Origin of the sequence: Sphingomonas silueang (assembly GCF_040049155.1) — a bacterium.
In the GTDB taxonomy this organism is placed as follows: Bacteria; Pseudomonadota; Alphaproteobacteria; order Sphingomonadales; family Sphingomonadaceae; genus Sphingomonas; species Sphingomonas silueang.
The window spans coordinates 1-9,497 of the sequence record NZ_JBDZDK010000060.1 but is presented as its reverse complement, the minus strand read 5'-3'; the positions used below and the strand labels follow the sequence as shown (position 1 = coordinate 9,497).

6 protein-coding genes and 1 pseudogene are annotated in these 9,497 nt (G+C 66.5%); 1 reads left to right on the top strand and 6 read right to left on the bottom strand.

Annotated elements, in window-relative coordinates:
* Positions 1-117: 117 nt before the first annotated feature.
* The 6 genes and pseudogenes from ABLE43_RS22710 to ABLE43_RS22685 all read right to left on the bottom strand — a co-directional run bounded on the left by ABLE43_RS22710 (position 118) and on the right by ABLE43_RS22685 (position 8,928).
* Positions 118-3,095 (bottom strand): annotated as a pseudogene (locus ABLE43_RS22710) (Tn3 family transposase).
* Between the two features lie 4 nt (positions 3,096-3,099).
* Positions 3,100-3,684, bottom strand: coding sequence for a recombinase family protein (locus ABLE43_RS22705; protein WP_199556439.1), 585 nt, complete (start codon positions 3,682-3,684; stop codon positions 3,100-3,102).
* A 502-nt stretch (positions 3,685-4,186) separates the two neighbouring features.
* Entirely contained in the window at positions 4,187-5,299 is a 1,113-nt protein-coding gene (locus ABLE43_RS22700) for an ABC transporter permease (RefSeq protein WP_312488875.1), read from the bottom strand.
* A complete protein-coding gene (locus ABLE43_RS22695; RefSeq protein ID WP_348980233.1) occupies positions 5,296-6,426 on the bottom strand; it encodes an ABC transporter permease in 1,131 nt (376 codons plus the stop codon). The genes ABLE43_RS22700 and ABLE43_RS22695 overlap by 4 nt, the downstream gene beginning before the upstream one ends.
* Before the next feature lie 40 nt (positions 6,427-6,466).
* Positions 6,467-7,567, bottom strand: coding sequence for an HlyD family secretion protein (locus ABLE43_RS22690; protein ID WP_348980232.1), 1,101 nt, complete (start codon positions 7,565-7,567; stop codon positions 6,467-6,469).
* Positions 7,564-8,928, bottom strand: a complete 1,365-nt coding sequence (locus ABLE43_RS22685; protein ID WP_312488879.1) for a TolC family protein — start codon at positions 8,926-8,928, stop codon at positions 7,564-7,566. Before ABLE43_RS22685 ends, ABLE43_RS22690 begins: the two co-directional genes overlap by 4 nt.
* On the opposite strand from ABLE43_RS22685, the gene ABLE43_RS22680 reads away from it, so the two are divergent.
* Positions 8,913-9,149 (top strand): hypothetical protein, encoded by a 237-nt coding sequence (locus ABLE43_RS22680; protein ID WP_348980231.1) that lies wholly within the window; start codon positions 8,913-8,915, stop codon positions 9,147-9,149. The genes ABLE43_RS22685 and ABLE43_RS22680 overlap by 16 nt on opposite strands.
* The last annotated feature ends 348 nt before the right edge of the window (positions 9,150-9,497 follow it).

Sequence of the window (9,497 nt, the reverse complement as noted above, 5' to 3'; positions counted from 1 at the left end):
TTATGCACGTCCAGACCAACGTATTTCACTGCCTCCGTCATGACTCGCCTCCGCTGCTGAAAAATCCATCATCAGCATCTCAGATTCGAGCCTCCGAGGCTCGGGCAGTCATGGGGTCTAAGCGGCTCGGGACAGCGGCGGGCTGAGCATCGAGCGTAACGGCCGGAGCTGCCCCGGTTTGGTGGCGGGCTCGGTCCAGAGATAGTCGCCGGTGAGGTTGATGTGCTGCCAGCCGAGCGGCGAGAGGTGGGCCAGCATGTCGATCGGCACGGGGCGACCCTGGCGTTTGAGGTGCCGCATGGCGGCTTCAAGGTAGGTCGTGTTCCACAGCACGATCGCGCCTGCGACGAGGTTGAGGGCGCTCGCGCGATGGCTCTGCGCCTGAAGGCCGTGGTCGCGCAACCGACCTGCGCGATGGAAGAAGATCGCCCGCTTGAGCGCGTTCTCCGCCTCGCCCTTGTTCAGCTCGCGGGTAGCGCGACGCCGCTCGTCGGGGTGCTCGATCCAGTCGAGCGTGAACAGCGTGCGCTCCACGCGCCCGATCTCCCGCAGCGCGAGCGCCAAGCCGTTCGCGCGCGGGTAGGAGCCGAGCCGCTCCAGCATGGCGGACGCGCTGGTGGCGCCCGTGCGGACCGAGGTCATGAGACGGAGCACGTCCGTCCAGTGGGCCGTGATCAGCTCTTCGTCGATCGCCTCGCCGACGAGCGGCGCGATGTCCGGTCCGGGGTCGAGGCCCTCAAACAAGTGGAGCCGTCTGGCAGACAGGTTCGGGATCCTCGGCGCGAACAGGAAGCCCATCCCGTGACACATCGCGAAGACGTGGTCCGACACCCCGCCGCCGTCCGTGTGGTGCCGCTCGATGCTGAGGTCGGCCCCGTGGTGGAGCAGGCCGTCGAGCACATGGGCGGCCTCGCCGGCACCGGCCGAGATCACCTTGGAGTGGAAAGGCGCTTAGCGGTCGGACACGTGCGTGTAGAACGAGGCGGCCGGCTCCGAGCCCTTGTGCGGGTTGACGGCCCCGGTCGCCTGGGCGCGACGGTTGAGCGGGAAGTGCTGCCCGTCCGAGCTCGACGACGCGCCCGACCCGAACAGGGCCGCGAGCGGCATCCGGTGCTGCGCGTTCACCAGCCGGGCGAGCGCCGTGCCGTAGGTCTCCTCGCGCAGGTGCCAGGACGACAACCAGCCGAGCTGGCGCTGGCTGACCAGGTCGCACGCTTCCGCCATGCGCGCGTGGCCCAGGTTGGTCGCGTCGGCCAGCACCGCGGTGAGCACCGCGCGCGGGTCGTCGTGAGTGCGACGCGTGGTCAGGTGCGTGAAGCAGCCGGTGAACCCCGTCCAGCGGTCGACGTCGGCGAGGAGGTCGGTCACGCGGATCGGCGGCAGGTGCGCGTACAAAGGCGCGAGCGCGCCTTCCGCTTCGTCGGGCGTGCTCGCCTTCAGCGGCGAAATGCGCAGCCGCCCTGCCCGTAGCGACGGTCCTCGAGCGCGTCGGCACCGACCTTAGTCGCCACCTCGCCCAGACGGCGGGCGAGGACCTCGCGCTTCCCGGCCAGCCACTCGGCCGCGGATCCCGGCAACGGCACCGGCAGTGGTCCCGCCTCCCGCATCGCGGCGAACACGGGCGCGGGGATGAGCTGCTGCGCGACCGCGCGATAGCGGCGGCTTCCTTCCACCCACATGTCGCCCGCGCGCAGCCGGTCGCGCAGCTCGGCCAGCACGCAGAACTCGTAGGTGCGCCGGTCCATGCCATCCCGACCGATGCGACGTCGCCAGGTCTGGCGAATGAAGCCGACGGGCGCATCGGCCGGGAGCTTGCGCAGGCGACCGGTTCCGAGCAGTCGCACAATCTCAACACCGCGCGCGAGCGCCAAGCAGGCCGGCACCGCCCCGAACGTGAAGGCTTGCACGAACGCGGGGCCGATCTGGCGCAGGATGGGGAAGTTGGACCGGGCGAGCTCGACAGGGTCGAGCGGGTCGGGCCGGACCAGGCGCTTCGCCTCCTCCACCTCAGAGCCGAGCTCGTCCCAACCAATGACGCGCTCGACCGCGGCGAGCGGGTCGTCGCCGTTGCTCCGCGCGGCAAGGAGCGCGTCGCCCAACCGCGCGAGCAGCCTGATCTTGGCCGTGATGTTGCGCCGGTCGCGCTTCAGCGCGGCTTCCTCGCGCCGTTCGACGCGGCGGAACATTTGGCCGAACAGCCGCTCGAACATGAGAACCGCGTCGTCGGTCAGCGTGACCTGCGTCTCCAGCGCGGTCGCGACCAGCACCGCACGACGTCGAGAGGGGTTTAAGGTGGCGAGGTGCTGGGCGGTGAGCCGCGCGCCCTCGCCCGTGAGCCGCCGCAGGCGCTCGGGATGCACGGCGTCGGTCAGTGCTGGGTTGAGCCGGAGCACGCGTAAGGCGGCGAGCCGATCGAGGATAGCCGAGAACGCGCGCCGGCCCGGTCGCCCAGGCGGCTGTCGCACCCAGGCGAGTACGCTTGTCCTCGCCGTTGCGTGGGGCACGAGCAGTCCTTCCAGCCCGTCGCGCTGCTCTGCGGTGAGTTTTCGGGTAAGCAGCTCGGCGACGTGGCGTTCGGCGTCGAGCAGCGCCCGGGCCACCATGCGCTCGACCAGCGTGATCCCGGGCACGATGATCTGTCGCCTGCGGAACTCGTCCAGGAGCATGCGCGCGAGCTCGGCGCCGCCCGTCGTGGCGAGTGCGGCCGGCAGCAGCCATGCTTGCAGCTCCGCCCTTGCCGGACGGCTGAGCTGCCGGAACCCGAACACGTCGCGCAGCGTGTCGAGGTGCTCGTAGCGGGTCGGCCCGCGCGACGCATAGCCGGCGAGCGCCTCCGGATCGACGTCGAGCTGGTCGGCGACGAACGCGAGCGGCGCGTTCGGGATCAGCTCCCCCGGCCGGAGCAGCCGGCCGGGATAACGGAGCGCGCAGAGCTGGACGGCGAAGCCGAGCCGGTTGTGCGGACGCCGCCTGCTGACGATGACGCGCAGATCGTCGGCGCTCAGCGTCCAGTGCCGGACCAGGTCGAGTTCAGTGTCGGGGAGAGCGAGTAGCGCGTCGCGCTGCCCCTCGGTGAGAACAGCGCGATGCGGCACTGGATCAGGCCTTGGCTGAGGCGGTCCAGCCCACCCGTTCCAGTGTGTCGAGCAGGGTCGACCGAGCCACCTTGAAGGAGCGGCAGACCGATGCTTTGCTGGCACCGCTATCGAGCGCGGCCCTGATCTGCTCGATCTGCTCGGGATCGATCGTGGGCGGCCGCCCGCCTTGCCGCCCGCGACGCTTCGCGGCTGCTAGCCCGGCGATGACGCGCTCGCGGGTTAGAGCACGCTCATACTGCGCGAGCGCGCCGAAGATGGAGAACAGCAGCTCGCCGTGCGGAGTGGTCGTGTCCATCTGCTCGGTCAGCGACCGGAACGCGACGCCGCGCGCCTTCAGGTCGGTGACGATGCCGAGCAGGTGCGGCAAAGACCGGCCGAGCCGGTCCAGCTTCCACACCACCAGCATGTCGCCGGCCTTCAGGTATTCAAGGCAGGCCTTCAGCCCCGGCCGGTCGTCGCGCGCGCCGGATGCCTTGTCAGTGTGAAGGTGCCGCTCGTCGACCCCGGCCGCGACGAGCGCGTCGCGCTGAAGACCGACCGACTGGCGGTCATCGGCCGAAGACACGCGCATGTAGCCAACCAGCATGTGCGGAAAACCTCGAATCCAGAGTTCCCGTGCAGCTTAGCATTGCGACAGGGTTTGTCGCGCAGAAAAGGCCGGTTCGCGATAGGCCGAGCCGAGGTGGTCGGCCAGGGTGTCGGCAAACATGTGATTGACGGCAGAATGCAACTTAAGAGCTACTGGCAGCAGTCGACCAACTCAAGTCGTTCTCCGACGCTCGGGGAATGACCGCTCCTGCCAAAAATGGCCGTTCGGGTTTCGTTCAACCGCAGAGTCGCGGAGCGCCCGATCGGTGTCCTTCAATTTCTGAAGGCATGATCTCGAAACCAGTTATTCATTCAGGAGGTGGAATTACGCGCTCGCGGCTGGAGCCAAGTCACTGAGCGATCGTCAGATCCCAAGACGAAGGGGTAAGAGGCCGTGAGACGACAGCGGCAGAGCGTCCCTCGTCCGCCCGTAAAGTTTAAAATCGGCCGTGAGATGTGAATGGCTCGCTACCAAACAGGGGGCATGTTCAGTCGGCGGGCTATGGCGCTCCGCAAGGCCGCAGGCGATAGCGCGATACCGCGATCGCACCGTAAAAAATGGTTAGCAGCGCGAGATTGATCAACGCACCTCGCTGCTCGACCAGCGTTGCGCCCATCTGGTTGACGCCAACCATCAGTTTGATTCCCGGCGTCGTCGGCAGGAGGCGCGCCAACAGCGATAGCCAGTGCGGCGTCGCCTCGCTTGGCCAGGACAGACCGGACAGGAAGAAGATCGGGACCGAGGTGACGATCCACAACTGGATGGGGCGCTCACGCGTGCGGAAAAAGCTGGCGAGCGCCAACGCGCCGGCGACCGTCGCGGATATGAACAGCGTTGCGGACACGACCAGCGTCAGCGGATCGGCAGCCCCGCGCGGATAATCCTGAAACCAGAAGACGAAACCAGTGAAATAGGCGATGTCCGCGCACCCGATGACGAGAAAGGCCAGCGCGATGCCGAGCAGGGTGCGTGGCGCGAAGCTGAGCGTTCCCTGGCGCTCTCGCATCGTTGCGGCAAGCACGGTGAGCCCCATCAACAAGGTCTGCTGGATGATGAGAAAGGCGACACCGGGAAAGATCGTGCTGCCGTAGCCCTCGCGGGTGTTGAACAAGGGGCGCTGGATCATCGCCAGCGGGGCGGCGGCCGGCGCCCCGCTGGCCATCGCCTGGGCAACCGCAGCATCGCGTCCGATCTCTCCCAATGCCGCACCAATGCCGGCAAGCGCGGTCGAACTGCGCAGCAGATAGGCGCCGTTGCCATAGAGCGCGACGGTCCCTTGACCGCCGGACAGGATGCGCTGTTCAAAGCCTTGCGGAATCACCACGATCGCGCTCACCCGCCGTTCTTCCAGCCAGCGTAGCGCGACGGCGGGGGACGGGAGCCGCGCGACCACTTCCGCCTGTTGCAACGCGCCGAGCCGGGTCTCCAGCGATCGGCTGGTGGCGCTATGATCCAGATCGACCACCGCCACCGGCATCCGCACCGGCACCTCGCCGGAATAAGCGGTGGGGTAGAAGAAGGAATAAAGAAGGCACGACCCGATCAGCAGCATCAGCGCCGAGCTGTCGGCCAGGATTGCGCGGAAGGTGGCGAGGAAGGCGCGGCCGATCATCGTCGCCCCCAGGCTTGCGGCCGGCGTGCAGCCGCCAGGTAAAGCGGCAGCCCGATGCCTGTCCCGACGATCAGGAAGGCGAGCATAGCGAGCAGCTGCCCGGCAGATTTCATCGCGGGCGCGCCCATAATCCATTGTTCCGACAGCAGCTTGGCGAATGCCGAATAGGGCAGGAGCGCACTCCAGATCCGGGCGAAGCTGGAGGCGGATTCGATCGGGAAAATCGCGCCCGCAAAGGCGAAGGAGGCGCCCGCGTAAAGCCCGGCGATCGATAACGTCCTGCCCATCGACAAGGTGAGGCCGACGATCAGCAAGGTCACGCCGATATAGGCGAGGTACATGGCGACATAGCCGATGAGCAGCAGAATCACGCTGCCCGCGACCGGCCAGCCGCGCAGCCCGGCGAGATAGCCGGTGGCCAGCAATCCCCAGCCGGTGAAAATTGCCAGATATGGCGTCAACTTGCCCGCCACCGCGGCGATCGCCCTCCGCCGATCCTCTCCGCCGATCCATGCACCGATCGTGCCGTCGCGCAACTCGCGGCCCAGTGCGCTCGCGACGGCAACCATGAAGATCAGGTGCAGCAGCGCGGGGTGGATCAGCGCCACGAGTTGCAGTTCGTAGCTGCTCTGCGGATTGAACAGAATGGTGCTCTGCGCGGCAACCGGCGGCCGGCGCACCTGGCCGGGCCCGGCGAGAGCGGCGGCCTGCTCGGTGCCGAGCGTTGCGGCATAGGCCTGCACGACCGCGCCAATCTCGCGCAGGGCTGCCCCCGAAGCGGTCGAATAACTGGCGTTGTAAAAGGTGGTGATGCTGCCGGTCGTCCCGCGCAGCACCGCGCGCTCGGTATCCGCCGGGATCAGCACGACTGCATAGGCGCGGTTGGAGCGTACGATCCGTTCGGCCGCCTGCATATCTGGCACCTGCGCCACGACACGCAGCCCCGGCGCCGCATCGAGCCGGCGGGTCAGTTCACGCGCGATGGCGGTGCCGTCCAGATCGACCACCGCAATCGGCAGGTCGCGCATCACGCCCGCGGAAAACTGGATCGCCACCACCGCCATCAGCAGCAATGGCACCCAGATCACCAGCGCACGGTCCCAGAAACTGGTGGCGAGGAAACGCATTTCCCGGCGAAGCGCGCTGCCGAAGGCGTTCCCCACCCTGTTATGCCGGCCAGTCGAACAGCACGGTCATGCCCGGCCGCAGCGCCACGAATGGCGCGATGGGCATAACGCGAACCTCAAAGCTCTTGATATCGAAGCCGCTCGATTGCCGCGTTGCCCGCCAGGTCGCAAAGTCGCCAGCCGGTGCCGTATAGATCACGCGGAAGCGCGCGCGCAGATTGCCAAGCGCGGGGATTGTGCCGCTCAGTTCTTTGCCGCGGGCGAGGCCGTGGAGCTGATCCTCGCGCACGTTCAGCGTCACCCATGGATGAGCGGTATCGGTGAGCGTGAACACCGGAAAACCCTGCGGCACCAGTTCACCGGGCTGGGCGAGCCGCTTACCGATTTCGCCATCCGCCGGCGCGATGACGCGGGTTTCGTCGGCCGCCGCCTGCACTTCCGCCACCGCGCCGCGCGCTTGTTGCACCTGGCCGCTCGCTGCCTTTTTGTCCTGCAGTCGCGCGCCGGCCAGCGCGAGATCATATTGCGCTCGTGCCGCCTTGGCCTGTTCGGCGGAGGCGACGGCATTGGTGCGGGCCTCGTCCGCTTTCTGACCGGCGAGCACACCCTGTTCATAGAGCTGCTGGGTGCGTGCATAGGTGGTCTGGGCGAGCTCGGCGGCGGCCTTTGCGCGGCGCCACTGTGCCTCCGCCGCGCGGATATCTTCTGGCCGCGCACCTTCGTCCGCCTTGCTTTCCACCGCCTGCGCCGCCACGAGCGCGCCGCCCGCTTGTTCGGACTTGGCGGCAACTTCGGGGCTGGCGATTGTGTAGAGCAATTGCCCTGCCTTCACCGGCTGGCCCTCCTCGACATGGAAGGCGGCGATCCGCCCGGTCACCTTGCTACTGATCCGAAGTGCGCGCGCATCGACCATGCCCTGAAGCTGATCGGGCGCGGGGCGGTAGCTGAGCCACAAACCAAGCGCGAGCAGTGCCGTCACGATAATCGCCGCGATGATCACCATCGGCCGACCGTGCGTGGTGGGCGCGGGCGGGGCAGCGGGTGCTGGCGCGTCGGATGGTGCGGGTGCGTCGGCGGGAATGGCGGCGGGCACGGGGGCCTCGACAGGCGGGGGCGCGTCGTCTTGCGTGGGTTCGGTCATGGGATCACCTTGTCGGCCCGCGAGAGATATTCCGGCATCCGGTCGACCTGCCCGCTCATGCTGAGTAGCCGGGCGAGCGCTTGCACATAGTCATTCGCCGCCTGTGCGCGCTGAATGCGGGCCCGGCCGCGCCCGAGTTGCGCGTCGACCACGTCGAGCGACGTCGCTTGTTGCTCGCGATAGGATAGGGTCTGGAGACGCACATTCTCGTCCGCCGAGACCAGCGCACTGTCGAGGAGCAGGAACCGTTTACGCGCCGCCTCCACGTCATTCCACGCCTTGGTCACGCCGATATCGAGCTGGGTGCGCGCCTCGCGCAGCCCGGCGTCGGCCTGCTCCACTGTCGCGCGCGCGGCCTCCACCTGCTGCTGCCGGCCCGCGCCGGAGATGAGCTTGTATTTCAAGCCGACGCCGATCGACCAATCGGGATCCGTGAGCAGTGAATTGCGTCGGTCGAAATTATATTGCCCAAAGCCGTAGATGGTCGGCCGGAGCTTTGATTGCTGGATCTTCACGCCGGCCTCCGCTTGGTCCTCCAGCGCCCGCAACCGGGCGAGCTGGGGATGTGTGTCCAGCGCGGCGGCCTTGAACGTGGCGAGCGGCGCGAGTGGCCGCGAATCGACCCCGAGCGGACTGATTGGGCGCACCCCCGCCGGCGCGCGCAGTATCCCGGCGAGCGCGGCATTGGCGGTGGCAAGATCGGAAATCGCCTGTGCATAGTCGCGCGCCGCGTCGTCGCGCGCGACCTCCGCCTGCAAGCGTTGCGCGCGACTGATGAAGCGTGCCTGTTCGAGCTTCACCGCGTCGGCAACGTGCCGCTCGAGGCCATCGAGCACATCGCGGCGGATGCCAAGCGCTCGTTCGGCAAGCTGTTGCCCGTAATAGGCCTGGACAAGCTGGACGAGCGCATCGTCGATCGCAATGTCCCGATCCGCCTTTGCCTGCGCGACCTGGGCGCGTGCGCCGGCCTGCGTGCCACTGATCTGCCCGCCGGCGTAGATTGGCAACGTGGCCGTGACGATCGGCCGTGTACTGGTGCGTTCCTGCCTGAACTTCAGCGGATCGGGGATGCCGAAGGCTTCCGCCACAGGTGCCAGCGAGCCGAGAGGCAGATAGAGCGTCTTTTGATATTCCAGCAGTTGCGCCTCGATATCGATATCGGGGCGGCCGAGCGTCCGGGTCGCTCCTTCCTGTGCTTCCTTGCTGCGTATGTTCGCGGCAGAAGCCTCGATCGCGTCGGATCGGTGGAGCAGCCGCTCTTGCGCAGCACCATAATCAAGCGGAAGCGGCAGCACGTCCTGCGTAAACGCCGGTGAGGCGAAAGCCACAATGCAGAGCATCGACCATGGCAAAAAACGCATCGGCAGTATCTCCAGCTACGCCGGCCGGATTGATGCCGATTTTTATCCGTGTAAAGAGTGATTTCGCATGTGGTACGCTCCGCACGACTGGTAGGAAGCTGAATGATCGGTTCATTCTGATGCGCGCCGAGGGCATTATCCCGGATTCAGTCCGTTCCTTCTCTTTTGAAAAATGGATTGGGGTGAAACTCGAATTGGATGAGAGGCGCATTTCTGAATGAAAATTGAAAGATAGACATCAGCTTCTCACGTTGTTCTGCCGCGTGCTTCTGGACAGCAATCGACCAGATCTTGCTTGTTTCGGGGGATGACATCGGCAAATTATCGATCGTCCGCTCCTGCCGAAAGCCGCCGTTCTTCGTGCGCTTTTGAATGGCGGGTAAGTCCTAAACCACGCCATTTCTTACGGATGTACGAAAAACAGGTGTTTTCCGACGCCCTCAGGCCTTAGACCCCATGACTGCCCGAGCCTCGGAGGCTCGAATCTGAGATGCTGATGATGGATTTTTCAGCAGCGGAGGCGAGTCATGACGGAGGCAGTGAAATACGTTGGTCTGGACGTGCATAAG

What these genes read in the sequence shown, in the direction of transcription:
- ABLE43_RS22705 (WP_199556439.1), bottom strand. Translation starts at nt 3,684, where the DNA reads ATGCTGGTTGGCTACATGCGCGTGTCTTCGGCCGATGACCGCCAGTCG.
- ABLE43_RS22700 (WP_312488875.1), bottom strand. Translation starts at nt 5,299, where the DNA reads ATGATCGGCCGCGCCTTCCTCGCCACCTTCCGCGCAATCCTGGCCGAC.
- ABLE43_RS22695 (WP_348980233.1), bottom strand. Translation starts at nt 6,426, where the DNA reads ATGCGTTTCCTCGCCACCAGTTTCTGGGACCGTGCGCTGGTGATCTGG.
- ABLE43_RS22690 (WP_348980232.1), bottom strand. Translation starts at nt 7,567, where the DNA reads ATGACCGAACCCACGCAAGACGACGCGCCCCCGCCTGTCGAGGCCCCC.
- ABLE43_RS22680 (WP_348980231.1), top strand. Translation starts at nt 8,913, where the DNA reads ATGGCAAAAAACGCATCGGCAGTATCTCCAGCTACGCCGGCCGGATTG.
- ABLE43_RS22685 (WP_312488879.1), bottom strand. Translation starts at nt 8,928, where the DNA reads ATGCGTTTTTTGCCATGGTCGATGCTCTGCATTGTGGCTTTCGCCTCA.